Genomic DNA, 23,208 nt, shown 5'->3' on the forward strand with positions numbered 1-23,208 from the left:
CCGGCAGGCCCGCTCGGCGGCACAATGGCGCGGGTGGACGACGGGGTGGCGATGTTCGCGGTGATCGTGCTGTTCATGCTGGCGACGGTCATGGCCGTCGCGCTCGGCGAACGGATAAGACGGCCGTATCCGGTGCTGGTGAGCGTCCTCGGGCTGCTGCTGGCCTTCACGCCGCTGCCCGCGCTCCACATCCCTCCGGAACTGATCCTCCCGCTGTTCCTACCGCCGCTGATCTACGCGACCGCGCAGCGCACGTCGTGGGGGATGCTGATCTCCCGGCGCAGGACGATCTTCTGGCTCGCCGGCGTCCTCGTGCTCCTCACCGTCGCGGCCACGGCCGCCACGACGTACTGGGCGATCGGCGGCGTCAGCGTCGCGGCCGCGGTCGCGCTCGGCGCGGCGGTCGCGCCGCCCGACCCCGTCGCGGCCGAGGCCGTCGCGGGGCCGCTCGACCTGCCGCGCAGGCTGATCACCGTGCTGCAGACCGAGGGCCTGTGCAACGACGCCACCGCGTTCGTGGTGTTCGGCGTCGCGATCACCGCGATCAACACCGGCCACTACTCGCTGCCTTCGGCGATCCTGCTGTTCGTGTGGGAGGTCGTCGCGGCGATCGGGATCGGGCTCGGCCTCGGATGGGTCGCCACCCGGATGCAGAACCGGCTGGACAACGTGACCGCCCGTAGCGCGCTTACGTTGATCTTCCCGTTCGCCACCTACCTGCTGGCCGACGCGTCCCACGCCTCGGGCGTCCTCGCGGTGCTGGCCGTCAGCCTGTACATCGGGCAGACCGGGGCGGACGAGGCGGGCGTCAGCGACCGGCTGACCTCCACCGCCTTCTGGGACACCCTGGAGATGCTGATCACCGGGCTCGCCTTCGGGCTCATCGGGCTCGAACTGCGCGAGGTGTGGCCCGGCACGGACAGGCTCGGCTCTTACGCGCTGCACGCCGGGATCGTCTGCGCGGTCGTCATCGGACTCCGCTTCGCCTGGATGATGTCCGTCGGGCCCTTCATGCGCAGGTTCGGCACCTACGGGTACCGCGAAGGCTACGAGCTGGACGTCGCCTCAAGCTGGCGCGACGACTTCATCCTCGCCTTCTGCGGCTTCCGCGGCCTCGCCACCCTCGCCCTGGCCCTCGCCCTTCCCGCGACGACCCCGCACCGCGCCGAACTCCTCTTCGTCGCGTTCACGGCGATCCTCGTGACGCTCATCGTGCCCGGCCTCGTCATGCCGTGGGTCGTGCGGGTGCTGGGCGTCCAGAAGGAGCACGACGCGGAGGAACAGGCCGTCCAGGACGTCGCCTACCGGGCCTCGCGTGCCGCGCTGCGCCGCCTCAGGCAGCTCGACGCGGAAGAGGACCTGCCTACCGAGGTCGTCCAACGGCTCCGCTACGCCCAGCGCCAGCTCGTCGCCGAACTGTGCGACGTGGTCCCCGAGGACCTTCAGGACGGCTTCGAACAGCGCAAGATGCACCGCGAGATCCGCCGCCGGGTGGAGTCCCAGATGCTGGAGGCGTCCCGCGCCGAAGTCCTCCTCGCCCGCACCGAACCCGGCGTGGACCCCGAAGCCGTGGACCAGGTCCTCCGCCGCCTCGACCTCCGCAGCGCCCATCTGCTCTAGGGGTTCGCTATCGACCTCAGGTGGGTGCGGAGCTCGGCGCGGACGGTGTCGGGCGACAGGTGGTCGGGATACAGGAGCAGGTGGACGGTGAAGCCGTCGATGAGGGCGTGCAGGCGGTCAACCTCGGTGGGGGCCGCGTTGATGTAGGGGAGCAGCTGGGCCAGGAAGGCGCGCAGGTCCTGGTGGACGCGGCGGGTGAGCGCGTCGAGTGACGGGTCGTGGCGGGCGCGGGTGACGAAGCCGAACCAGACCTCGGCCTCGATGCGGCGTTCCTCGTCGAGGGGGATCATCTGCTCGCAGTACGCCTGGATGACCTCGACCGGGGGCCCGGGGATGTCGAGGGCGGCGATGCGTGCGGCGAACCTGTCGCTGACCAGGGCGAGCGCCGAGGCGACGAGATCGGACTGCTCGGGGAAGTAGTGCCGCAGCGCCCCCGGTGAGCAGCCCGCCTCGGCGGCGACGTTGCGGACGGACACCGCCTCGACGCCGTCACGGGAGACGACGCGCCACAGCGCCTCGCTGAGCTGCCTGCGGCGCGCCTGATGGTCCACGACCTTCGGCACAGCTTTTTTATAGCACAGTCGTGTTGTATCGTCCTGTTCCAACACGACTGTGTGAAAAAAAGGGGAGACCATGCTTGTCGCGCTGATCGTCGGGGCCGAGATCGCCTTCTGGGTGCTGCTCGGGCTCGGCCTGCTCGTCCGCTACGGCCTGCGGATGCCGCGCCTGGGCGGCGCGCTGCTGCTCAGCACGCCGCTCGTGGACCTCGCGCTGCTCACCGCGACGGCACTCGACCTCAGGGACGGCGGCCAGGCGTCCCTCGCGCACGGCCTCGCGGCGATCTACCTCGGCGTCTCGGTCGGGTTCGGCCACCAGATCATCCGCGCGCTGGACGCCAGGGCCGCGCACCGCTGGGACGGCGCGCCCGCTCCCGCCCCCAAGCCCAAACGCGGGAGGGCGCACGCCGCCCACGAGCGCCGCCAGTTCGGCCGTCACGTGATCGCCTGGGCGGTCGGCTCCGCGCTCCTCACGACCGCCGTCTGGTACGTCGACGACCCCGCCCGCACCGGCTCCCTCACCCAGTTGGCCGGCCTGTGGACCCTCGTCCTGGCGATCGACGCCGTCGTCTCCCTGAGCTACACCGTCAGGCCGCGCCCCGAGGCCGGGGCGGCGCGGGAGAAGGAGCCGCAGAAGACGGCCTGACCTGCGGCGCGATCGCGTGCCCCGCCCTGGGCGGGGGGTGGGCACGACCACCCGCGGACAGGGCCCATGATGGTCTGCATGTCCCAGAATCTGAGTCGCCGGGCCGCGCTCGGCACCTTCGGCGCGGCCGGGCTCGCGAGCGTCACCGCCTGCGGGGCGGGCCAGGGCCGCCAGACGCCGCAGAACCTCGTCGGCAAGGAACTCGTCAAGGCCGCCGACGTGCCCGTCGGCGGGGGCAAGATCATCGGCGAGCACAAGATCTTCGTGGTGCAGCCGTCGGAGGGCGTGTTCAAGGCGTTCAGCTCGGTCTGCACCCACCAGGGCTGCGGCGTCACCGCCCCCCGCGACGGCAAGGTCTCCTGCCCCTGCCACGGCAGCGAGTTCGACGCCGCCACCGGCGAGGTCCTGAAGCCCCCGGCCAAGGCCAAACTCCGCGAATACCCCGTGGAGGTCAAGAACGGAGCCGTGGTCGTCGTTTGACCGGTCCTTTCACAGGGGCCCCGAAACGTCAGTCCCGCCCGCTAACCTGAACACCGTGGCAGATCCCGCGTCGTACAGGCCCGCCCCCGGTGCGATCCCCGAGTCGCCGGGGGTCTACCGGTTCCGTGACGAGCACGGCCGGGTCGTCTACGTGGGCAAGGCCAAGAACCTGCGGCAGCGGCTGAACTCCTACTTCGCCGACCACGCGGGGCTGCATCCGCGCACCCAGAGCATGGTCACCACCGCCGCGTCGGTGAACTGGACAGTGGTGTCCACCGAGGTCGAGGCGCTGCAGCTGGAGTACTCCTGGATCAAGGAGTACGACCCGCGCTTCAACGTCCGCTACCGGGACGACAAGTCCTATCCGTACCTCGCGGTCACCATGAACGAGGATTACCCGCGCGTCATGGTGATGCGGGGGGCCAAGCGCAAGGGCGTCCGCTACTTCGGCCCGTACTCGCACGCGTGGGCGATCCGCGAGACCGTCGACCTGCTGCTGCGCGTCTTCCCGGTGCGCACGTGCAGCGCGGGGGTGTTCAAGCGGCACGGCCAGATCGGCCGTCCCTGTCTGCTCGGCTACATCGGCAAGTGCTCGGCCCCCTGCGTCGGCAGGGTGGACGAGGCCGAGCACCGCGAGCTCGCCGAGGACTTCTGCGCGTTCATGGCGGGCGACACCGGCAGGTTCATCAAGCGGCTGGAACGCGAGATGTACTCCGCCGCCGAGGACGAGGAGTTCGAGACCGCCGCCCGCCGCCGCGACGACATCCGCGCGCTCGAGCGGGCGCTGGAGAAGCAGGCCGTCGTGCTGTCCGACAGCACCGACTGCGACGTGATCGCCTTCGCCCGCGACCAGCTGGAGGCCGCGGTCCAGGTCTTCTACGTGCGCGGCGGCCGCATCCGGGGCCAGCGCGGCTGGGTCGTCGACCTTGTCGAGGAGCGCACGACCGGCGAGCTCGTCGAGGACTTCCTCATCCAGGCTTACGGCGACGGCGACTCGGTGCCGCGCGAGGTCCTGGTGCCCGAGGCCCCGCCGGACGAAGCGGCGATGAACGAGCTGCTGAGCGAGGCGCGCGGCAGCCAGGTGCGCGTCCGGGTGCCCAAGCGCGGCGACAAGAAGGAGCTGCTCGGCACCGTCGCGCGCAACGCGCACGAGGCGCTGAAGCAGCACAAGACGCGCCGCGCGGGCGACCTCACCGCGCGCAGCCGCGCCCTCCAGGAGATCCAGGACGCCCTCGAGCTCACCCAGGCCCCGCTGCGCATCGAGTGCTTCGACGTCTCCAACCTCCAGGGCACCAACGTCGTCGCCTCGATGGTCGTGTTCGAGGACGGCCTGCCGCGCAAGTCCGAGTACCGCCGCTTCACCATCAAGACAGTGCAGGGCCAGGACGACGTCCGCTCGATCCACGAGGTCATCACCCGCCGCTTCAAGCGCTACCTCGCCGAGAGCCAGAAGGCGGGGGAGCTGTCGCCCGAGGGCATCGCGGGCGAGGACGCCGAGGGCCTGCTGTCGTCCTACGGCTTCGGCGACGACGACGAGGGCGCGCGCCGCCCCCTCGACCCCGAGACCGGCCGTCCCCGCAAGTTCGCCTACCCGCCGAACCTGCTGGTGATCGACGGCGGCCCGCCGCAGGTCGCCGCCGCCCAACGCGCCCTAGACGAACTCGGCATCGACGACATAGCGGTCTGCGGCCTGGCCAAGCGCCTCGAGGAGGTCTGGCTACCGTCCGACCCCGACCCGGTGATCCTGCCGCGCACCAGCGAGGGCCTGTACCTGCTGCAACGCGTCCGCGACGAGGCGCACAGGTTCGCGATCTCCTTCCACCGGGCCAAGCGGTCCAAGGCGATGACCGCGAGCGAGCTCGACGGCGTCCCCGGCCTCGGCCCGGCCCGCCGCACCGCGCTGCTGAAGCACTTCGGGTCGGTGCAGCGGCTGAAGAACGCGACGCCGGAGCAGATCGCGGAGGTCCCCGGCATCGGGTTGAGAACTGCAGAGTCCATCGCGGCGGCACTCCAGGGGGGAACCACCACATGACACAGCACGTCCCCGACATCGTGATCGTCACCGGCATGTCGGGCGCGGGCCGCAGCACGGCCGCCAAGGCGCTGGAGGACCTCGACTGGTTCGTGGTCGACAACCTCCCGCCCGGCCTGCTGGCGACCATGGCCGACCTCGGCGGACGCGTCCAGGACGCCGTCCCGCGCATCGCCGTCGTGGTCGACGTGCGCAGCCGCGCGTTCACCTCCGACCTGCACTCGGCGATCGGCGAGCTCGAGGCGCGCGGGGTCCGTCCCCGCGTGGTGTTCCTCGAGGCCAACGACGACGCGCTCGTCCGCAGGTTCGAGAGCGTCCGCCGCCCGCACCCGCTGCAGGCCGACGGCCGCATCCCCGACGGCATCGCGCGCGAGCGCGCCCAGCTGCTGGAGATCCGCGCCGCCGCCGACCTGGTGATCGACACCTCCGACCTCAACGTGCACCAGCTGCGCGCCAAGGTGGTCGACGCGTTCGGCGACACCGGCGGTGAATCGAGCCTGCGCGCCACCGTCGTGTCGTTCGGCTACAAGTACGGCCTGCCGGTCGACGCCGACCTCGTCGTCGACTGCCGCTTCCTGCCGAACCCGCACTGGATTCCCGAGCTGCGCCCGCAGAACGGCCGCGACGAGCCGGTGCGCGACTACGTGCTCGGCCAGCGCGGCGCCAAGGAGTTCCTCGACTCCTACACCGACGTGCTGCGCCTGCTCATCGAGGGTTATGAGCGCGAAGGCAAGCACTACGTCACGCTGGCGGTGGGCTGCACGGGCGGCAAGCACCGCAGCGTGGCGATGGCCGAGCAGTTCGGCCAGAGACTCAGAGACGAGGGAGTGGACGTCCAGGTGAGCCACCGAGACCTCGGCAGGGAGTAAGTGACGAACCCCGGTGTGGTCGCCCTCGGGGGCGGCCACGGTCTTTACGCGTCCCTGTCCGCGCTGCGCAGGGTCACCGACCGGCTGACCGCCGTCGTCACCGTCGCCGACGACGGCGGCTCCTCCGGCAGGCTCCGCCGCGAGCTCGGCGTCATCCCGCCGGGCGACCTGCGCATGGCGCTGGCCGCGCTGTGCGGCGACGACCAGTGGGGCCGCACGTGGAGCGAGGTGGTCCAGCACAGGTTCCGCAGTCAAGGCGATCTGCACGAGCACGCCGTAGGCAACCTGCTGATAGTGGCGTTGTGGGAGCTGCTGGGCGACACCGTCGAGGGGCTCGACTGGGTCGGGCGGCTGCTGGGCGCGCAGGGCAGGGTGCTGCCCATGTCCACGGTCCCGCTCGACATCGTCGCCGACGTGCTGGGCGTGGACCCGTCGCGTCCGCTCGAGGTGACGCGGGTGCGCGGGCAGGTCGAGTGCGCGAGCACCTCGGGCAAGGTGCAGAGCGTCTCGCTGGTCCCGGAGGACCCCCCGGCGAGCCCGGAGGCGGTCGAAGCCGTCTACGAGGCCGACTGGGTGGTGTTCGGGCCCGGCTCGTGGTTCACCAGCGTCCTGCCGCACCTGCAGGTGCCCGAGCTGCGCCGCGCGCTGGTCGAGACCCGCGCCCGCCGCGTCGTCGCGCTGAACCTCGCGCCGCAGCCCGGCGAGACCGACGACTTCTCCCAGCAGGCCCACCTCGACGTGCTGCACGCGCACGCCCCCGACCTGCGGGTCGACGTCGTCCTCGCCGACGCGGGCGTGGTCGAGGACGCCGAGGCGCTGGGCAAGGCCGTCCAGCGGCTCGGGGGAGAGCTGCAACTCGCCGAGGTGGCGATGCAGGACGGCTCCCCGCGGCACGATCCCGCCTTGCTGGCCCAAGCTTTCGTACAGATCTTCGCTAGTGGCGCATGATCGCGCGGGAATCCGGGAGACTGGTGCGGACATTCCGACGCGCGGGGTCAGCCGTCTTTGAGCTGGCGGGGGGAGAAGAGGTAGCGCATGGCGATGACCGGCGTGGTGAAGGACGAACTGAGCCGGCTGCCCATCATGAAACCCTGCTGCCGGAAGGCCGAGGTCTCCACGATCCTGCGCTTCGCGGGCGGGTTGCACCTGGTGAGCGGCAGGATCGTGATCGAGGCGGAGCTCGACACCGGGGCCGCCGCGCGCCGACTGCGCAAGGACATCGCCGAGGTCTTCGGCCACACCTCGGACGTGATCGTGCTCGCGCCGAGCGGTCTGCGCAAGGGCAACAGGTACGTGGTGCGGGTGATCAGGGACGGGGAGTCGCTGGCCCGGCAGACGGGGCTGATCGACAACAACGGCCGTCCGGTGCGCGGCCTGCCCAGGCACGTGGTGGCCGGGCCGGCGTGTGACGCCGAGTCGGCCTGGCGCGGCGCGTTCCTCGCGCACGGCTCGCTGACGGAGCCGGGCCGCTCCATGTCGATGGAGATCACCTGCCCGGGCCCGGAGGCCGCGCTCGCGCTGCAGGGGGCGGCGCGCAGGCTGCGGATCAACAACGCCAAGACCCGCGAGGTGCGCGGCGTCGACCGCGTCGTGGTCCGCGACGGCGACGCGATCTCCGCGCTGCTCACCAGGCTCGGCGCGCACGACAGCGTGCTGGCCTGGGAGGAGCGGCGGATGCGCCGCGAGGTGCGCGCGACCGCCAACCGCCTCGCCAACTTCGACGACGCCAACCTGCGCCGCTCGGCACGCGCGGCGGTGGCGGCCGGGGCGAGGGTCGCGAGGGCGATGGAGATCCTCGGCGAGGACGCCCCCGACCACCTGATCGCCGCGGGTCGGCTCAGGCTGGAACACAAGCAGGCGTCCCTCGAGGAGCTGGGCCAGCTTGCCTCGCCGCCGCTGACCAAGGACGCGATCGCCGGACGCATCCGGCGGCTGCTGGCGATGGCCGACAAACGGGCGGCCGATCTCGGACTTCCCGGAACAGAGGCGAATCTCACGCCGGACATGCTGGTCCCCTGACCCGCTCCGCCGGGCCCGGACGGCGTCGGAATGTGGGCCGCCTGCTCACGCCGCTGGTCTAAACCAGACATCTATACCAATTCGGTCTAGACCTCCGGGATCAAGGCGAGGGTGAGTGCGTCTCCCCAGCTCCGGGGAGGTGCGTTCACCCCGCCGTTCAGCCCGTACCAGTGACGGGCCACACCCGTCCCGTTCGGTAGGGTCGGCGTGGAAACAGGGCGGAAGTAACCCCGGTCCTGGTTGAAGACGCAACGCATGAGGAGAGTCGTGACCATCCGAGTAGGCATCAACGGCTTTGGCCGGATCGGCCGCAACTTCTACCGCGCCGTCAAGGCGAGCGGCGCCGACATCGACATCGTCGCCGTGAACGACCTGACCGACACCGCGACCCTGGCCCACCTGCTCAAGTACGACAGCATCCTCGGCCGTTTCCCCGAGGAAGTGAAGGCCGGCGCGGGCGAGATCATCGTCGGCGGCAAGGCGATCAAGGTGTTCGCCGACCGCGACCCCGCCAACCTGCCCTGGGGCGAGGTCGGCGTCGACATCGTCGTGGAGTCCACCGGCTTCTTCACCGACGCCAACAAGGCCAAGGTGCACGCCGACAACGGCGCGAAGAAGGTCATCATCTCCGCGCCCGCCAAGAACGAGGACATCACCGTCGTCCTGGGCGCGAACGACAACCTTTACGACCCGGCCAAGCACACGGTCATCTCCAACGCCTCCTGCACCACCAACTGCCTCGCGCCGCTGGCCAAGGTCCTGAACGACACGTTCGGGATCGAAAAGGGCCTGATGACCACGATCCACGCCTACACCCAGGACCAGAACCTCCAGGACGCCCCGCACAGCGACCTGCGCCGCGCCCGCGCCGCCGCGCTGAACATCGTCCCGACCTCCACCGGCGCGGCCAAGGCGATCGGCCTTGTCCTGCCCGAGCTCCAGGGCAAGCTCGACGGCTACGCGCTGCGCGTCCCGATCCCCACCGGCTCGGCCACCGACCTCACCGTCGAGCTGGCGCGCGAGACCACCGTGGACGAGGTCAACGCCGCGTTCAAGGCCGCCGCAGAGGGCCCGCTCAAGGGCTACCTCACCTACACCGAGGACCCGATCGTCTCCTCCGACATCGTGACCGACCCGTCCTCCTGCATCTTCGACTCCGGCCTGACCAAGGTCATCGGCAACCAGGTCAAGGTCGTCGGCTGGTACGACAACGAGTGGGGCTACTCCAACCGCCTCGTCGACCTCGTCAAGCTGGTCGGCGCGGGCTTGTAGGTCGCGCCTCCGGCGCGACGTGATCGGGCGCTTTGAGATCCTGGCGCCTGCTCTCCGGCCCTGGGGGCCTCCGAGCAGGCGCCAGGGCGCCCGATCGCGGGCGGGGCTTTTCACGGGTGCTGTGGAAGGTCCCGCTGTTTGTTTGGTGAGGTCACGGGTGTTCGCTCCGGGTGTGAGGGGTTTGCATGAAGACCGTCGATGAGCTCGACGTACGCGGTAAGAAGGTGCTGGTCCGCACGGACCTCAACGTTCCGTTGCAGGACGGGAAGATCACCGATGACGGGCGGATCAGGGCGAGCCTGCCCACGATCCGGCAGCTTGTGGACAAAGGCGCGCGCGTCGTCGTCGTCGCCCACCTGGGCCGTCCCAAGGGCGAGCCGAAGCCCGAGTTCTCCCTCGCCCCGGTCGCCGGGCGGCTCGCCGAACTGCTCGGCCAGGGCGTGGCGTTCGCCTCCGACACCGTCGGCGAGTCCGCCAAGGCCGTCGTCGCGGCGCTCGGCGACGGCGAGGTCGCGCTGCTGGAGAACCTGCGGTTCAACGCGGCCGAGACCAGCAAGGACGATGCCGAGCGCGGCGCGTTCGCCGACAGACTCGCCGCCCTCGCCGACGTCTACGTCGACGACGCGTTCGGCGCGGTGCACCGCAAGCACGCCTCGGTCTACGACGTGCCCAAGCGTCTCCCGCACGCCGCGGGCGGCCTCATCGCCACCGAGGTCGGCGTGCTGAAGAAGCTCACCGAGGACGTGGCACGCCCGTATGCCGTCGTGCTCGGCGGCTCGAAGGTCTCCGACAAGCTCGGCGTCATCGACAACCTGCTGGAGACCGCCGACCGCATCCTCGTCGGCGGCGGCATGGTCTTCACGTTCCTCAAGGCCCAGGGCCACGAGGTCGGCAAGTCGCTGCTCGAAGAGGACCAGATCCCGACCGTCCTGGACTACCTCGCGCGCGCCAAGGACAAGGGCGTCGAGTTCGTCCTTCCCGTCGACATCGTCGCCGCGACCGCGTTCTCCGCCGACGCCGACCACGACGTCGTCGTCGCCGACGCGATCCCCGCCGACCGCCTCGGCCTCGACATCGGCCCCGAGTCCGGCAAGCTGTTCGCCGCGCGCCTCGCCGACGCCAAGACGGTCTTCTGGAACGGCCCGATGGGCGTGTTCGAGCTCGAGCCGTACTCGCACGGCACCCGCGCCGTCGCGCAGGGCCTCATCGACTCCGACGCGTTCACCGTCGTCGGCGGCGGCGACTCCGCCGCGGCCGTGCGCACCCTTGGCTTCGACGAGAACGCCTTCTCCCACATCTCCACCGGCGGCGGCGCGAGCCTCGAGTACCTCGAAGGCAAGTCCCTGCCCGGCCTCGAAGCTCTGGAGGACTGATCCCCATGCCCCGCAAGCCCCTCATGGCCGGCAACTGGAAGATGCACAACAACCACCTCGAGGCGATCGCGCTGGTGCAGAAGCTCGCGTTCGGCCTCAAGGACAAGGACTTCGAGGCCGTCGAGGTCGCCGTCCTGCCGCCGTTCACCGACCTGCGCTCGGTGCAGACCCTCATCGACGCCGACAAGCTGAAGATCGTCTACGGCTCCCAGGACGTGTCCGCGCACGACAAGGGCGCCTACACCGGCGAGATCGCCGCGTCGATGCTGGCCAAGCTCGGCTGCACCTTCGCCACGATCGGGCACTCCGAGCGCCGCCAGTACCACGGCGAGGACGACGCCCTGGTCAACGCCAAGACCAAGGCCGCGCTGAAGAACGGGCTCACCCCGATCGTCTGCGTCGGCGAGGGCCTGGACGTCCGCAAGGCGGGCGAGCAGGTGCCCTACACGCTCGCGCAGGTCGACGGCGCGCTCGACGGCCTGACGGCCGAACAGGCCAAGACGATCGTGATCGCGTACGAGCCGGTCTGGGCGATCGGGACCGGCGAGGTCGCCACCCCCGAGGACGCGCAGGAGGTCTGCGGGGCGATCCGCGGGCGTCTTGCCAAGCTCTACGACACCGACGTGGCCGAGTCGGTCCGGGTGCTTTACGGTGGTTCGATGAAGTCCTCGAACGTGGCGGGGATCATGGCGCAGCCCGATGTGGACGGCGGACTCGTCGGCGGCGCGGCGTTGGATGCGGACGAATTCGTCAAGATCTGCCGATACCGGGACCTTCCGGCGGTGAGCTGACGCCAAACTTCGACGCCCGTGGGGTGGGTTCTGCTGAACCACCGGCGCGTTCGTCGTACCCTTCATACCGGCAGGCAAACCGAACGTCCCTGCCGGACGTCCTATACATTCAAACGAGCCCCGCGGCCGCGGGGCGGCTCAGAAGGCGCTAACCGTGATTCTTGCAACCTCGATCGTGCTGATCATCACGAGCCTGCTCATGGTGGTGCTCGTGCTGCTGCACAAGGGCAAGGGCGGAGGGCTGTCGGACATGTTCGGCGGTGGGATCTCCTCCTCGCTCGGCGGGTCATCGGTCGTCGAGCGCAATCTGGACCGTCTCACGATCGGCACCGGAGTGATCTGGCTCGCCGCCATCGTGGTACTCGGATTCCTGTTCAAGGCCAAGGGCCTCTGACTGAGCGCAGCAGCGGCTGCATACAACCTTCGAAACGCGCCGGGGGCACTCGCTCCCGGCGCGCATGATTCACTTTGAGGAGTGTCCGTGGCTAGTGGCAGTGCCATTCGCGGTAGCAGGGTCGGCGCCGGCCCGATGGGCGAGGCGGAGCGCGGCGAGGCCGCCCCGCGCGTCATCGTCAGCTTCTACTGCGCCAACAAGCACGAGACCCGGCCCAGCTTCGCCAGCGACTGCCAGGTTCCCGAGACCTGGGACTGCCCGCGCTGCGGCCTTCCCGCGGGCACCGACTCCGCGAACCCGCCGGCCGCGCCGAAGAACGAGCCGTACAAGACCCACCTCGCCTACGTGAAGGAGCGCCGCTCCGACGCCGACGGCCAGGCCATCCTCGAAGAGGCCCTGGGCAAGCTGCGCGAGCGTCGCCGGCTCGTCCAGGCCGCCCTGGCCTCGGCGGCGCGCAACTAGCCGCCGCACGCCGCGCGTTCCGCGAGGACCCGGACCCGTCTGACGGGGCCGGGTCCTCGCGTTTTCCGCGTGTGCGCGGGGCGCGCACGTGCCGTCACGGAAAATGTCGGAGGGGCTCGCTACCGTGACGGTCATGACTTTGAGTATGGAAGCGGTGACCGTCGACAGCACGGAGCCGGGCAGTCTCGCGCGTTGGTGGGCCGACGCGCTCGACGGGAAGATCATCGCCGACTACGGCTTCTACCTCGCGGTCGCCGGGGCGGGCGCGGTGCTCGGGTTCCAGCGGGTGGGGGAGCCGACGCCTGGCAAGAACCGGGTCCACCTCGACTTCAAGGCCGCCGACCGGCTCGCCGAGGTGGCGCGGCTCAGGGGGCTCGGCGCGAGCGAGGTCGGCGAGCACGAGGTGCCGGGGATGGTCTGGACCGTCCTCGCCGATCCCGAGGGCAACCAGTTCTGCGTCTCCCAGGAGCTCCCAGCCGACTAGCCCGCGGGTGGTCGACGCGGGCGGGCGCCACGGCGACGGCGCCCGGTCCGCCCTGTTCTTCCGGAAAGATGAATGATCTTCGTCGGGAACGGGGTAGGAGCGGGACATGGCCGGAGTCGAAGAAGTCGATGTCGTAGTGGTCGGGCTCGGGCCCGGCGGGGAGAACGCCGCGGGGCTGCTCGCGGAGGCGGGGCTGGAGGTCACCGCCGTCGAGGCCGGGCTGGTGGGCGGGGAGTGCCCGTACTACGGGTGCGTCCCGACCAAGATGATGGTCAGGGCCGCCGACGCGCTCGGCGAGGCACGGCGGGTGCCGCGCTTCGCCGGACGGGCCGAGGTCGTCCCCGACCTCGGCGTGCCCGCCCGGCGCGTGCGGCAGGAGGCGACCGACGACTGGAACGACAAGGCCGCCGCCGACAGGCTCACCGGCAAGGGCGTCACGCTGGTGCGGGGGTACGGGGTGCTGACCGGGCCGCGTGAGGTGACCGTCGGGGACCGGGTGTTCCGTGGGCGCAGGGGCGTGCTGCTGAACCCCGGCACCGAGCCGGCGGTCCCGCCGATCGACGGGCTCGCCGACACCCCGTTCTGGACCAACCGCGACGCCGTCAAGGCGACCGAGGCACCGGCGTCGCTCGTGGTGCTGGGCGGGGGTGCGATCGGCGTCGAGCTGGCGCAGGTGTTCGCGCGGTTCGGGTCGGACGTGACGGTCGTCGAGGGCGGCGAGAGGCTCGTGGGGCCCCTTGAGCCGGAGGCGGGCGACCTGCTGCGCGAGGTGTTCGAGGCCGAGGGGATCACCGTGCACACCGGGGCCAAGGCGTCACGGGTGACGCACGACGGCGCGGGGTTCACGCTTGAGTTCGCGGGGGGCAGGGCGACCGGGGAGCGTCTGCTGGTCGCCACGGGCCGCAGGACCGACCTGGAGCGCCTCGGGGTGGCTTCCGCGGGGCTCGACCCCAGGGCGCGGACCATCCCCGTGGACGGCAGGATGAGGGCCGCCGACGGCCTGTGGGCGATCGGCGACGTCACGGGCGAGGGCGCGTTCACGCACGTGTCGATGTACCAGTCGGCGATCGCGGTCCGCGACATCCTCGGCCAGGACGGCCCCGAGGCCGACTACCACGCCCTCCCGCACGTCACCTTCACCGATCCCGAGATCGGCGGCATCGGCGTCACCGAGGCGAAGGCGCGCGCGGCGGGCCGCCCCGTCCGCGTCACCCTCACCCCCATCGGCGAGTCCACCCGAGGCTGGATCCACGAGGCCCCCGGCTTCATCAAGCTCGTCGCCGACGGCGAACACCTCGTCGGCGCCACCGTCGCCGCCCCCTACGCCGGCGAGATCATGGGCTTCCTCGCCCTGGCCATCCAAGCCCGCGTCCCCCTCCACACCCTCAAACACATGATCTACGCCTACCCCACCTTCCACCGAGCCATCGAAACCGCAGTAGCAACCCTCTAACCCCCCCAACCAACCACCCCGCAGGCCCCCACCCCAACCAAGACCCCCGAGCGGAACCCCCGCAAAGGGGTTCCAGCTCAGCCGTGGCCACGGACTCTGCCCGGAACCCCCCGTGAGAACCCCGGCCAGGCCGGGACCACGCCCTCGATCCTTGACGCCCCGCGAGGGTTCCACCTCAGCCCGGGCCACGGCCTCCGAGCGGAACCCCCTGCGAGATCTCCAGCCCAACCGAGGCCACGGACACTGCCCGGAACCCCCCGTGAGAGTTCCAGCCCAGCCGGGGCCACGGCCTCCGAGCGGAACCCCCGCGAAAGGGTTCCACCTCAGCCGGGGCCACGGCCTCCGAGCGGAACTCCCCGCGAAAGGGTTCCACCTCAGCCGGGGCCACGGCCTTTGGGTGGAAGACCCCAGAGTGATTGGGCGCGTCGCCGTCTGGACCGGAGGTCTGTGAGCCGCCAGGCGAGCAAGTCCGGAGGGAAGACGGCGACTTCCCGGCGCCCAATCACCGGCCGAGCGGAGCGAGGCCCAATAAACACAGCGGGGCGACTTCGTCGTCTGGGTGCTGCATGTGGAAGAGGGGTCGGGGAACGCGTTCGATCCGGCGCTCGGGCTGGTCAGGCCGCTCGACGGGCTTGAGCCGTCGGAGGGGGAGCCCGTGCTCACCAAGACCGCGCACAACGCGTTCACGACGACGGGGCTGCACAGGCTGCTGACCGAGCGGGGGATCACCGAGGTCTCGGTGTGCGGAATCCGCACCGAGCAGTGCGTGGAGACGACCGCGCGGGTGGCGTCCGACCTCGGGTTCTCGGTCCTGTTCGTCACCGAGGCGACCGCGACGCACCCGCTCGGCGCGCCGGGCACCCCGCCCGAGCTGCCGCTCGACGAACTCCTCGCCGACCCGCGCACCCTCCCGGCCGAGGAGGTCATCCGCCGGACCGAATACGCCCTCTCCGGGCGGTTCGCCAGAATCGTCACGATCGGGGAAGCCCTAGACTGACCAGATCATGCCCAAGGTCGTCTTCCTGCTCCTGCCCGGCGTGCACCTCCTCGACCTCGCCGGCCCGGCCCAGGTCTTCTCCTCCGCCGCCGAACTCGGCCACCCCTACACCCTCCACTACGTAGCCGACCGGGGGGTGCGGCGGGTGGAGTCGCATCAGGGGGTGGGGTTGGCGGTGGGGGAGGAGTGGCCGGAGCTCGGGGCGGAGGATCTTGTCGTGGTGCCGGGGTGGCATGGGACGAGTCCGGTGGGGGCGGGGTCGGCGCGTCGGCTGGCAGCGCACCACGCGGGGGGCGGGACCGTCGCGAGCGTGTGCGCGGGGGCCGACGCGCTCGGGAGGGCAGGGCTGCTCGACGGCCGCCGCTGCACCACCCACCACGAACTCCAGGACGAGCTAGCCCGGCGCTACCCGAAGGCGAAGGTCGTGCGCGACATCCTGTTCGTGTCGGACGACCGTGTGGTGACGTCGGCGGGCATCGCCAGCGGGACCGACCTCGCGCTGCACCTCGTCGCCGAGCGGCACGGCCCGGCCGCCGCCGCGCGGGTGGCCCGCTCGATGGTCGTGTACGTGCGGCGCAACGGCGACGAGCCGCAGGCCAGCGTCATGCTCGCGCACCGCGCCCACCTGTCGGACACCGTCCACAGGGTGCAGGACCTCATCGACGCCCGCTTCGCCGAACCCCTGGCGCTCGCCGACCTGGCCGCACAAGCCGGCGTCAGCCCCCGCACCCTCACCCGCCGCTTCGCCGAAGCCACCGGCCTCACCCCGCTCCGCTACCAGCAGCTCCTCCGCGCCGAACACGCCGAACGCCTCATCACCGCAGGCCGCACCATCGAGTCCGCCGCCCACGCCGTAGGCTTCCGCGACCCCCGCATGCTCCGCCGCCTCCGCACCCGCCCCCACCCCCACCCCCACCCCCAAACCCCCTAACCTCCGCCTTGCTCGCCTAGCGGCTCACAAGGCTCCGGAGGAACGGCCCCCGCCGAACGCCCGGGTGTTCCCGGCTGCGCCGGTCCCACGTCCCGAAGAGACCGCCAAAGCCCCAGGCGACCGCGGCCCCGACCCCGACGGTTTCGCCTGCACCGGTGCGACGGCGCAGAGGCCCGCAAAGCTCCGGGCGGATGCGGCCCCGAACCCGACGGTTTCGCCTGCGCCGAGGCGACGCCGCGGATGGGCGCAAGGCCCCGAGCAGACGCGTCCCCAAACGCGACGGTTGCGATTGCGCCGAAATGGTGGAGCGGAGGGGGCGCAAGGCTCCGGGCGGGCGTGGGCCTCGAACGGGGCGGTTCCCGGCTGGGCCGGGTCGCGGCCTCCGGGGCCCGCTGGTCCGACTTCTTGGCCTCCGCCTTGCTGGCCTGGCGGCTCGCAAGGCTCCGGAGGGGGCGGCCTCTGGCCGATCGCCCTGACGGTTCCGGCTGCGCCGGTCCCACGGCCCGGCGAGGCCCGCAAAGCTCTGGGTGGACGCGGCCCCGAACCCGACGATCCGGCTGTACCGGGGCCACGGCCTCCGGGCGGGCGTCGCCGTGAGGGTTCCGGCTGCGCCGGGGCCACGGCCCGAAGAGGCCCCCCGGGCCCCGGGCGGACGCGGCGGTTCCGGCTGCGGCGGGGTCACGGCGCGGAGGGGCGCGTAAGACTCCGGGCGGACGTGGTCCCCGAACGCGGCGGTCCCCGGCTGCGTCGGGTCACGGCCCCGGGCCCCGCTGACCCGACTTCTTGGCCTCCGCCTTGCTCGCCTGGCGGCTCGCAAGGCTCCGGAGGAAGGGCCCCGGCCGATCGCCCTGACGCTTCCGGCTGCGCCGGGCCACGGCCTCCGGCCTTACACGCCCGCGAGGGTTCCAGCTGAGCCGGGGCCACGGCCTTGGGTCTTGTGTCTCAGAGTGATTGGGCGCGTCGGCGTCTGGACCGGAGGACTTGGGAGCCGCTAGGCGAGCAAGTCCGGAGGGAAGACGTCGACTTCCCGGCGCCCAATCACCGGCCGAGCGGAGCGAGGCCCAATAAACACAGCCCAATCACCGCCGCGCCGGAGGCGTGGCAATCAAGCAGAGTCGCGGTAGAGGGCTAGGACTTCGGCTACGCAGGCGGGGCGGCGTTGGCCGTCGATTTCGATGGTTACTTTGAGGGTGCCCAGTTTGCCGGCGGGGGAGTTCTTGAGGTCCGTGAGGACTGCTTTGGCGCGGACCTTGGCGCCTACGGCGACGGGGGTGTGGAAGCGGACCTTGTTGAGGCCGAAGTTGACGACCATGGTGAGGGAGTCGACGGTGAAGATCTGCGCGACGTGGGTGGTGACGAGGCTGAGGGTGAGGTAGCCGTGGGCGATCGTCGTGCCGAAGGGGCTTTCGGTGGCGGCGCGCTCGGGGTCGACGTGGATCCACTGGTGGTCGCCCGTGGCGGCGGCGAACGTGTTCACCTGCTCCTGGGTGATCTCCTGCCAGTCGCTGTGGCCGAGTTCCTCGCCGACGGCCGCGGCGAACTCCTCCAGATCGGCGAACGTGCGCATGGGGGCATCTCCTCGGGGGTCGGTCTGATCTGGGATATTCCAGCACGACCCTTCGGCCTGCGCGAACCGGGCCCCGGGCGGCGGGCCGGTTGGACGGACGGTTCCGCTCTCTGATATCCGGGGCCGATGAACGAGATCATCGACTCTTCCGACACGTTCACCTCAGGCACCGTCCCGATCCCCGGCCAAGGGGGCGACGAGATCGCGGCGTACCTGGCCCGTCCGCTGGCGGCCGAGCCGCGCGGCGGAGTCGTCGTGCTGCACCACATGCCCGGGTACGACGAGGCGCACAAGGAGATCACGCGGAAGTTCGCCGCGCACGGCTACCTGGCGATCATGCCGAACCTGCACTTCAGGGACGCCCCCGGCGCGGACCCCGACGACGCGGCCGCCGCGAACCGCGCCAACGGCGGCGTCCCCGACGCGCGGCTCGTCGGCGACGTCGAGGCCGCGGCCGCCTACCTGCGCGGCATGCCGAACTCCAACGGGAAGGTCGGCGTGATCGGGTACTGCTCGGGCGGCCGTCAGGCGTTCCTCGCGGCCTGCACGGTCGACCTCGACGCGGCGGTGGACTGCTACGGCGCGTTCGTCACCGCCCACTCGCCCGACGGCTTCCCGATCGCGGTCCCGCCCATCGTCGGGCTCGCGCCCGAGCTGCGTTGTCCGCTGCTCGGCCTGTTCGGCGCGGACGACAAGTTCCCCGCGCCGGGCGAGACCGCGGAGTTGTCGGCGGTCCTCACCGAGCTCGGCAAGGAGTTCGAGTTCCACACCTACGAGGGAGCGGGCCACGCGTTCTTCTCGACGAACCGCCCCGCCTACCGCCCGGAGGCCGCGGTGTCGGGCTGGGCGCGCGTCTTCGACTTCTTCGGCCGCCACCTCAACACCCCGTAGCTCGCGCGCCAGGCGGACGGACGGCGCACGCCGCCGCCGTCCGCCGCCGTGGCAGGCTGGGGCCATGTGCACCTACCACACCGAGTTCGCCGATCTGGAGGGCAGCGCCAAGGGCAAGGACGGATGGTTCTCCGTCACCCGCGCGGCCGTCTACGTCGACCACCCCTACCACGCGCAGCTCGAGCACTCGGTGAACATCGACTTCACCGCGCCCGAGCTCGGCCCCGCCGCGCGCGTCGCCGTCGAGCTGACCGAGGAGTCCGCGCGCGCCCTCGTCGCGGCGATCGAGGCCGCGCTGGCCGCCGCGCCGCCCGGCCTCGCCGCGAGCCCCACGCGGGCCCCTGCGACGCCCTGAGCGCCGCGCAGCGCCCTCACCCGAGGAAGGACGCGTCGTTGTAGACGACGGGTTCGCCGTCACGCCAGTGCGAGACCGACGCGTTCGCGACGGTCTCCTTCTCGATCTCCATCACCTCGGCCTCGGTGAGGCCCTCGATGATGTAGCGGAACAGCACGATGATCGCGTCGTGGGTGGCGATGAGGACGCGTCCGTCGGAGGGGAGTTCGGCGAGGACCGACCGCAGCCGCTGGGCGACGTCGGTCCACGACTCGCCGCCGGGCGGCCGGTAGTAGAACTTGCCCAGGAGCGCCTGTCTTGCGTGCTCCTCGGGGAACCTGCGCCGGACGCCGAGGGGGGTGAGGCCGCCGAACGCGCCCATGTCGCGGTCGCGCAGCCGCTCGTCAAGCCGAATCCCGGAAGACAGGCCGGAAGACAGGCCCGCGGTGGCCAGCGCTATACGCGCGGTCTCCAGCGCGCGCACGTACGGCGAGGACAGCACGAGCGTCGGCGGCGGCCGCTCGGCGAGGATGCGGCCGACCGCGGCGGCCTGCTTCTCGCCGAGCGGGGTCAGCGGGATGTCGGGTTCGCGCTCGGGGATGTCGAGGGTGTCGGCCCCGGCCTCGATCGCGGTCTCCCGCGCGACGTTGCCCGTGCTCTGCCCGTGCCGGATCAGCGTCAGCTCCATGGGGCCGTCCTACCCCGTCGCGGGCGCGGCGCGTCAGCGTCCGGAGATGAGGTCCGCCACCTTCGCGATCTTCGACGTCTTGCGCAGCCCGCGTTCGCGCGCGTCGGCCCGCTTGTACAGCCCGTACATCAGGTGGACGCCGAGCCAGCGCAGGGGTTCGGGCTCCCAGGGCCGCACGTGCCAGTCGACCCACGGCAGCTCGGTGAGCTCGGTGCGCTCGCCGAGGACGAGGTCGCGCAGGGTACGTCCGGCGAGGTTGGTCGTGGCGACGCCGTGGCCGGTGTAGCCGCCCGCGTGGCCGAGGCCGCTGCGCCGGTCGAGCGCGGCGGTCGAGCACCAGTCGCGCGGCACCGCGAGCACCCCCGACCAGGCGTGCGCGACGGGCACGCGCGCGGCGGCGGGGAAGAAGTCGGCGAGCATCGTGTGCAGCTGGCGGACGGTCCGCTCGTGGGTGCGGCCCGCGTCGTCTATCCGCGAGCCGTACCGGTAGGGCTTGCCGCGCCCGCCGAACGCGATCCTGCCGTCGGCGGTGCGCTGGGCGTACATGTAGTAGTGGGCCATGTCGCCGAGCAGCTCCGCGCCCCGCCACCCGATCTCGTCGAGGACGCCCGCGGGCAGCCGCTCGGTGACGATCATCGAGCTGTTCATCGGCAGCCAGTCGCGGTGCAGCGGCCGGAACGCCGCGGTGAACCCCTCGGTGCCCCGGATGACGTACTCGGCGGTCACCCGTCCGTAGGGGGTGATCGCCGCGGCCGACGAGGTGATGCTGCGCGGCCGCAGCGCGGTCACCTCGGTGCCCTCGTACAGCTCGACGCCGAGCTCCTGCACGACCCTGGCGAGGCCGCGTACCAGCTTGGCGGGCTGCACGCGCGCGCAGTGCGGCGTGTACATGGCGTCGACGGCCCCCGCGACCCTGACGCGTTCGCCGGGATCGATCCGGTACAGGTCGTCCTCGCCCCACCCCCACGCCCGGGAATGCTCGATCTCCTGCCGCATCCGCCACCGCTGCGCCCGGTTGCGCGCGACGGTGACGAGCCCGTCGTGGACGAGGTCGGCGTCGATCTCCTCCTTGCCCGCGACCGCGACGACCTCGGCGACCGAGTCGAACATCGCGTGCTGCAGCCTGATCACCGCGTCGCGGCCGAACCGCTCGGCGTACGCCGAGGCCGACCCCGCGAGCTCACCGACGACCCAGCCGCCGTTGCGGCCCGACGCGCCGAACCCGGCGAACTCCTTCTCGAGCACCACGATCCGCAGATCGGGCCGCGCCTTCTTGAGGTAGTAGGCGGTCCACAGGCCGGTGTAACCGGCCCCGACCAGGCAGACGTCGGCCTGGAGGGAGCCCGGCAGGCGCGTCGCGGGGGAGGGGAGTCCCGTCTCGGCGAACCAGTGGGACACCGCGCCGTTCACAAAAGCCATGGTCACATCCTGCTTTATCCGGCCGGGGGAGACCAACATCACGCCTCCTCGGGGGCCTGGGAAACGGGGTTCACATGAACCTGTAACACGCGTCGGAGATTCTTACTGAATCGAGAAAGAAGGGGGATTCCGATGATCACCGCCGCCGCGGCGACAGCCGCGTCAAGTACCAGGCCCTCCGGGCTCACCACTCGTCGGCTCGGTCCGGGGGACCGCGCCGAGGTCGTCGCGATGCACGAGCGCTGCTCGATGGCCAGCCGACGGCTGCGCTACTTCAGCGCCAAGCCGAAGCTGCCGCAGCGCCTGTTCGACGTGTTCTGCGACCGCTCCCGCGGCCTTTCCCTGGCCGTCGAGGACGCCGACGGCAGGATCGTCGCGCTCGGCCACATGATGTACGGCACCGCCCAGGGGACGGCGGAGCTGGCGTTCCTCGTGGAGGACGCGTGGCAGAGCCGGGGGATCGGCCGTCGGCTCGCCGAGCTGCTGATCGAGGCGGGCACGGCCGAGGGGCTCGCCGAGCTGCGGGCCAGCGTGTTCAGCGAGAACGCCAAGATGCGCAAGCTCCTCACGTCGATGGGCGGCCTGACCCGCCGCACCGACGACCCTGCGGTCCTGGAGATCGTGCTGTGCCTGCGGGAGCGGGCCGCCGCGTAACTGGAGCGCTCCACTCCTGCGACGATTGCCGGGTGGCGATCTACGACGATCCAGAGGCATACGAGCTGTCCTGCGCGTTCCGTGACGTGCCCGCCGAGGCCGACGCGCTGCTGACGTGGTCGGCCAGGCACGGCCGTCGGGCGCGGACCGTGCTGGAGCTCGCGGCGGGGCCCGCCGAGCACGCGCGTGAGCTGGTCCGCAGGGGGCTGAGCTGCACCGCGCTCGACCTGAACGCCGCGATGTGCGCGTACGCCAAGGCGAAGGAGCCGAGGCTCGAGGTGGTGCAGGCGGATATGACGGACTTCGACCTTGGCGCGCGGTTCGACCTTGTGGTCACGATGCTGGACAGTACGGCCCATCTGCACACCCTTGACGCGTTGGCCGCGCACTTCCACCGCGCCGCGGCCCACCTCGCCGAGGGCGGCGTCTACATCCTGGAGATGAGCCACCCGTCCGACCGGCTCGGGCGCGGCTCGTCCACCACGACCTCGTGGACCACGGAACGTGACGGGACCACCGCGGACGTCACCTGGGGCTCGCTGGACGATCCCCTCGACCCGCTCACCCAGATGGTCGACGACCACGTCGTCATCCGGGTCACCGAGCCGCCCACGCGTCCCGGCGGCCCCTACCGGGTGCGGACGGCCGAGGGGGTCGTGCCGTTCCGCTTCTGGACCGCGACCGAGCTCCAGGCGGCCGTACGCGTCGCGGCCCTTGAGCACCCCGAGACTGCCCTGGAGATCGTCGCCCAGTACGGCGACTTCTCCGACATCGCCCCGACGGCTCCGGAGGCATGGCGGCTGATCAGCGTGTTCCGCAGGGCCCCCGACGCGTCCGGCACGCGAGTATCCTCCGAACATGTCTGAACCGATGAGCGCCTTCGAGACCGAGCGGTTCATCAACGAGATGATCCCGCTCGTCGCACACCACCTGACCGAGGGCGGCAGATTCCGGATCAGCGCGTACACGCCGGAGCTCCAGGCCGCGTTCCAGGAGGTCACGAGCCGCACGTCCGCCGCGCTGGGCCGTCCCCTGATGGGCTACACCAACGGCCGCGAGTTCTGGATAGTCCCCTCCGACACCGAAACCGCACAAACCCCCCTAACCCCCTAACCCCTCCCGCAGTCCGTCCGGGACCGCGAGGAAGCCTCGCTCCCTGCGCGAGTGGCCTCGACCTCAGCGCCGCGCCCCTGGGCCAAACTCCCCGCAGTCCCTTCGGGACTGCGGGGAGAGCGCGCCCCTTGCGGGGAGAGCGCGCCCCTTGCGGGGAGAGCG

25 protein-coding genes are annotated in these 23,208 nt (G+C 71.4%); 21 read left to right on the forward strand and 4 right to left on the reverse strand.

Features of this window, described 5'->3' with window-relative positions; all coding sequences use genetic code 11:
* The first annotated feature begins 33 nt into the window (after nt 1-33).
* Nucleotides 34-1,620 carry a cation:proton antiporter gene (locus R9X44_RS34460; RefSeq protein WP_319818579.1) on the forward strand — a complete coding sequence of 529 codons (1,587 nt, stop codon included), beginning with the start codon at nt 34-36 and terminating at the stop codon, nt 1,618-1,620.
* Here R9X44_RS34460 and R9X44_RS34465 read toward each other — a convergent pair.
* Nucleotides 1,617-2,183 carry a TetR/AcrR family transcriptional regulator gene (locus tag R9X44_RS34465; protein ID WP_319818580.1) on the reverse strand — a complete coding sequence of 189 codons (567 nt, stop codon included), beginning with the start codon at nt 2,181-2,183 and terminating at the stop codon, nt 1,617-1,619. The two genes, R9X44_RS34460 and R9X44_RS34465, sit on opposite strands and share 4 nt — an antisense overlap.
* 70 nt (nt 2,184-2,253) lie before the next feature.
* Here R9X44_RS34465 and R9X44_RS34470 point away from each other — a divergent pair, with 70 nt between their 5' ends.
* From R9X44_RS34470 to R9X44_RS34540, 15 genes are all read left to right on the forward strand, one after another.
* Complete coding sequence (locus tag R9X44_RS34470; RefSeq protein ID WP_319818581.1) at nt 2,254-2,823, forward strand: hypothetical protein; 570 nt, start codon at nt 2,254-2,256, stop codon at nt 2,821-2,823.
* A gap of 78 nt (nt 2,824-2,901) precedes the next feature.
* Nucleotides 2,902-3,303: a Rieske (2Fe-2S) protein gene (locus tag R9X44_RS34475; RefSeq protein ID WP_319818582.1), complete on the forward strand. Its 402-nt coding sequence runs from the start codon at nt 2,902-2,904 to the stop codon at nt 3,301-3,303.
* A gap of 55 nt (nt 3,304-3,358) precedes the next feature.
* Nucleotides 3,359-5,335, forward strand: coding sequence for an excinuclease ABC subunit UvrC (gene uvrC, locus R9X44_RS34480; RefSeq protein ID WP_319818583.1), 1,977 nt, complete (start codon nt 3,359-3,361; stop codon nt 5,333-5,335).
* The gene (gene rapZ / locus R9X44_RS34485) at nt 5,332-6,204 is read left to right on the forward strand and encodes an RNase adapter RapZ (RefSeq protein WP_319818584.1); all 873 of its coding nucleotides are present in this window, start codon (nt 5,332-5,334) and stop codon (nt 6,202-6,204) included. The genes uvrC and rapZ overlap by 4 nt, the downstream gene beginning before the upstream one ends.
* A 15-nt stretch (nt 6,205-6,219) precedes the next feature.
* Nucleotides 6,220-7,152 (forward strand): uridine diphosphate-N-acetylglucosamine-binding protein YvcK, encoded by a 933-nt coding sequence (locus tag R9X44_RS34490; RefSeq protein WP_319818605.1) that lies wholly within the window; start codon nt 6,220-6,222, stop codon nt 7,150-7,152.
* A gap of 87 nt (nt 7,153-7,239) precedes the next feature.
* Nucleotides 7,240-8,223 carry a DNA-binding protein WhiA gene (gene whiA / locus R9X44_RS34495; protein ID WP_319818585.1) on the forward strand — a complete coding sequence of 328 codons (984 nt, stop codon included), beginning with the start codon at nt 7,240-7,242 and terminating at the stop codon, nt 8,221-8,223.
* A gap of 267 nt (nt 8,224-8,490) precedes the next feature.
* Entirely contained in the window at nt 8,491-9,495 is a 1,005-nt protein-coding gene (gene gap / locus R9X44_RS34500) for a type I glyceraldehyde-3-phosphate dehydrogenase (protein ID WP_319818586.1), read from the forward strand.
* 185 nt (nt 9,496-9,680) lie between these two features.
* Nucleotides 9,681-10,868, forward strand: coding sequence for a phosphoglycerate kinase (locus tag R9X44_RS34505; RefSeq protein ID WP_319818587.1), 1,188 nt, complete (start codon nt 9,681-9,683; stop codon nt 10,866-10,868).
* A gap of 5 nt (nt 10,869-10,873) precedes the next feature.
* A complete protein-coding gene (tpiA, locus tag R9X44_RS34510; RefSeq protein WP_319818588.1) occupies nt 10,874-11,659 on the forward strand; it encodes a triose-phosphate isomerase in 786 nt (261 codons plus the stop codon).
* 154 nt (nt 11,660-11,813) lie between these two features.
* Nucleotides 11,814-12,053: a preprotein translocase subunit SecG gene (gene secG / locus R9X44_RS34515; RefSeq protein ID WP_319818589.1), complete on the forward strand. Its 240-nt coding sequence runs from the start codon at nt 11,814-11,816 to the stop codon at nt 12,051-12,053.
* Between the two features lie 87 nt (nt 12,054-12,140).
* The gene (locus R9X44_RS34520; protein ID WP_319818590.1) at nt 12,141-12,515 is read left to right on the forward strand and encodes an RNA polymerase-binding protein RbpA; all 375 of its coding nucleotides are present in this window, start codon (nt 12,141-12,143) and stop codon (nt 12,513-12,515) included.
* Nucleotides 12,516-12,648: 133 nt separating this feature from the next.
* A complete protein-coding gene (locus tag R9X44_RS34525) occupies nt 12,649-12,999 on the forward strand; it encodes a VOC family protein (RefSeq protein ID WP_319818591.1) in 351 nt (116 codons plus the stop codon).
* 106 nt (nt 13,000-13,105) lie between these two features.
* Nucleotides 13,106-14,452: an NAD(P)/FAD-dependent oxidoreductase gene (locus tag R9X44_RS34530; RefSeq protein ID WP_319818592.1), complete on the forward strand. Its 1,347-nt coding sequence runs from the start codon at nt 13,106-13,108 to the stop codon at nt 14,450-14,452.
* A 559-nt stretch (nt 14,453-15,011) separates the two neighbouring features.
* Nucleotides 15,012-15,449, forward strand: coding sequence for an isochorismatase family protein (locus tag R9X44_RS34535; RefSeq protein WP_319818593.1), 438 nt, complete (start codon nt 15,012-15,014; stop codon nt 15,447-15,449).
* A 7-nt stretch (nt 15,450-15,456) separates the two neighbouring features.
* The gene (locus tag R9X44_RS34540) at nt 15,457-16,380 is read left to right on the forward strand and encodes an AraC family transcriptional regulator (protein ID WP_319818594.1); all 924 of its coding nucleotides are present in this window, start codon (nt 15,457-15,459) and stop codon (nt 16,378-16,380) included.
* 1,105 nt (nt 16,381-17,485) lie between these two features.
* Here R9X44_RS34540 and R9X44_RS34545 read toward each other — a convergent pair.
* Nucleotides 17,486-17,947, reverse strand: a complete 462-nt coding sequence (locus R9X44_RS34545) for a MaoC family dehydratase (protein WP_319818595.1) — start codon at nt 17,945-17,947, stop codon at nt 17,486-17,488.
* 126 nt (nt 17,948-18,073) lie between these two features.
* Here R9X44_RS34545 and R9X44_RS34550 point away from each other — a divergent pair, with 126 nt between their 5' ends.
* Nucleotides 18,074-18,838: a dienelactone hydrolase family protein gene (locus tag R9X44_RS34550; protein ID WP_319818596.1), complete on the forward strand. Its 765-nt coding sequence runs from the start codon at nt 18,074-18,076 to the stop codon at nt 18,836-18,838.
* A 64-nt stretch (nt 18,839-18,902) separates the two neighbouring features.
* Nucleotides 18,903-19,193, forward strand: coding sequence for a DUF6295 family protein (locus R9X44_RS34555; protein WP_319818597.1), 291 nt, complete (start codon nt 18,903-18,905; stop codon nt 19,191-19,193).
* Between the two features lie 16 nt (nt 19,194-19,209).
* Here the strand turns inward: R9X44_RS34555 and R9X44_RS34560 are convergent, their stop codons facing one another.
* Both R9X44_RS34560 and R9X44_RS34565 read right to left on the reverse strand, forming a co-directional pair.
* Nucleotides 19,210-19,860 carry a histidine phosphatase family protein gene (locus tag R9X44_RS34560; protein WP_319818598.1) on the reverse strand — a complete coding sequence of 217 codons (651 nt, stop codon included), beginning with the start codon at nt 19,858-19,860 and terminating at the stop codon, nt 19,210-19,212.
* 33 nt (nt 19,861-19,893) lie between these two features.
* Nucleotides 19,894-21,279, reverse strand: a complete 1,386-nt coding sequence (locus R9X44_RS34565) for an FAD-binding oxidoreductase (protein ID WP_319818599.1) — start codon at nt 21,277-21,279, stop codon at nt 19,894-19,896.
* Nucleotides 21,280-21,411: 132 nt separating this feature from the next.
* Between R9X44_RS34565 and R9X44_RS34570 the strand changes: the two genes are divergently transcribed.
* Genes R9X44_RS34570 through R9X44_RS34580 form a run of 3 tightly spaced genes read left to right on the forward strand, consistent with a single transcriptional unit; the run spans nt 21,412 to nt 23,046 of the window.
* On the forward strand, nt 21,412-21,933 hold the full coding sequence (locus R9X44_RS34570; protein ID WP_319818600.1) for a GNAT family N-acetyltransferase: 522 nt from the start codon (nt 21,412-21,414) through the stop codon (nt 21,931-21,933).
* Nucleotides 21,934-21,965: 32 nt separating this feature from the next.
* On the forward strand, nt 21,966-22,799 hold the full coding sequence (locus R9X44_RS34575) for a class I SAM-dependent methyltransferase (RefSeq protein WP_319818601.1): 834 nt from the start codon (nt 21,966-21,968) through the stop codon (nt 22,797-22,799).
* Nucleotides 22,792-23,046: a hypothetical protein gene (locus R9X44_RS34580; protein WP_319818602.1), complete on the forward strand. Its 255-nt coding sequence runs from the start codon at nt 22,792-22,794 to the stop codon at nt 23,044-23,046. The genes R9X44_RS34575 and R9X44_RS34580 overlap by 8 nt, the downstream gene beginning before the upstream one ends.
* Nucleotides 23,047-23,208 lie beyond the last annotated feature (162 nt).

The organism is Actinocorallia sp. A-T 12471 (genome assembly GCF_033875155.1).
Taxonomy (GTDB): Bacteria; Actinomycetota; Actinomycetes; order Streptosporangiales; family Streptosporangiaceae; genus Actinocorallia.

Excerpts from the sequence above, each read along its gene's own strand:
- R9X44_RS34565 (WP_319818599.1), bottom strand. The coding sequence starts at position 21,279 with ATGGCTTTTGTGAACGGCGCGGTGTCCCACTGGTTCGCCGAGACGGGA.
- R9X44_RS34560 (WP_319818598.1), bottom strand. The coding sequence starts at position 19,860 with ATGGAGCTGACGCTGATCCGGCACGGGCAGAGCACGGGCAACGTCGCG.
- R9X44_RS34540 (WP_319818594.1), top strand. The coding sequence starts at position 15,457 with ATGCCCAAGGTCGTCTTCCTGCTCCTGCCCGGCGTGCACCTCCTCGAC.
- R9X44_RS34525 (WP_319818591.1), top strand. The coding sequence starts at position 12,649 with ATGACTTTGAGTATGGAAGCGGTGACCGTCGACAGCACGGAGCCGGGC.
- R9X44_RS34545 (WP_319818595.1), bottom strand. The coding sequence starts at position 17,947 with ATGCGCACGTTCGCCGATCTGGAGGAGTTCGCCGCGGCCGTCGGCGAG.
- R9X44_RS34580 (WP_319818602.1), top strand. The coding sequence starts at position 22,792 with ATGTCTGAACCGATGAGCGCCTTCGAGACCGAGCGGTTCATCAACGAG.
- whiA (WP_319818585.1), top strand. The coding sequence starts at position 7,240 with ATGGCGATGACCGGCGTGGTGAAGGACGAACTGAGCCGGCTGCCCATC.
- R9X44_RS34530 (WP_319818592.1), top strand. The coding sequence starts at position 13,106 with ATGGCCGGAGTCGAAGAAGTCGATGTCGTAGTGGTCGGGCTCGGGCCC.
- tpiA (WP_319818588.1), top strand. The coding sequence starts at position 10,874 with ATGCCCCGCAAGCCCCTCATGGCCGGCAACTGGAAGATGCACAACAAC.
- R9X44_RS34505 (WP_319818587.1), top strand. The coding sequence starts at position 9,681 with ATGAAGACCGTCGATGAGCTCGACGTACGCGGTAAGAAGGTGCTGGTC.
- R9X44_RS34475 (WP_319818582.1), top strand. The coding sequence starts at position 2,902 with ATGTCCCAGAATCTGAGTCGCCGGGCCGCGCTCGGCACCTTCGGCGCG.
- R9X44_RS34550 (WP_319818596.1), top strand. The coding sequence starts at position 18,074 with ATGAACGAGATCATCGACTCTTCCGACACGTTCACCTCAGGCACCGTC.
- R9X44_RS34470 (WP_319818581.1), top strand. The coding sequence starts at position 2,254 with ATGCTTGTCGCGCTGATCGTCGGGGCCGAGATCGCCTTCTGGGTGCTG.
- rapZ (WP_319818584.1), top strand. The coding sequence starts at position 5,332 with ATGACACAGCACGTCCCCGACATCGTGATCGTCACCGGCATGTCGGGC.
- R9X44_RS34570 (WP_319818600.1), top strand. The coding sequence starts at position 21,412 with ATGATCACCGCCGCCGCGGCGACAGCCGCGTCAAGTACCAGGCCCTCC.
- R9X44_RS34555 (WP_319818597.1), top strand. The coding sequence starts at position 18,903 with ATGTGCACCTACCACACCGAGTTCGCCGATCTGGAGGGCAGCGCCAAG.